The 459-nt window shown below is 46.8% G+C and carries 1 protein-coding gene; it reads left to right on the top strand.

Annotated features, from left to right (window positions below):
* Positions 1–459 (top strand): efflux RND transporter periplasmic adaptor subunit (locus ACTHUM_RS19580; protein ID WP_440403952.1); only part of this gene is annotated, 459 nt, incomplete at both ends.

The raw sequence follows: 459 nt of genomic DNA, 5'->3' as shown, positions 1-459 counted from the left end.
TTACAGAAGTGGTCAAACGCGGCGATATTCGTCAAACCGTGTCGGCAACCGGCGAAATCTCGCCTTCCAATTTGGTATCCGTAGGTGCGGAAGCTTCAGGTCAGATTAAAAAACTGTATGTGAAACTGGGCCAGCAAGTGAAAAAAGGTGAGCTGATTGCGGAAATCAACTCAACCAATCAGATCAATACCTTAAATACCGAAAAATCCAAACTGGAAACCTATCAGGCAAAATTGGTTTCTGCCGAAATCGCGCTTTCCAGTGCAGAGAAAAAATATAAACGCGAACTTGCCTTATGGAAAGAACAGGCAACTTCCAAGGAAGACTTGGAATCTGCACAAGACTCTTTAGCCGCAGCCAAAGCCAATGTTGCCGAGCTGAAGGCCGCCATCAAACAATCCAAAATCTCCATCAACACAGCCGAATCCGAACTGGGCCACACGCGGATCACTGCCACCA

The sequence above is a fragment of the Neisseria sp. P0021.S006 genome, assembly GCF_051956895.1.
The sequence above is the reverse complement of the archived record's forward strand: the minus strand, read 5'-3'. Positions and strand labels throughout refer to the sequence as shown.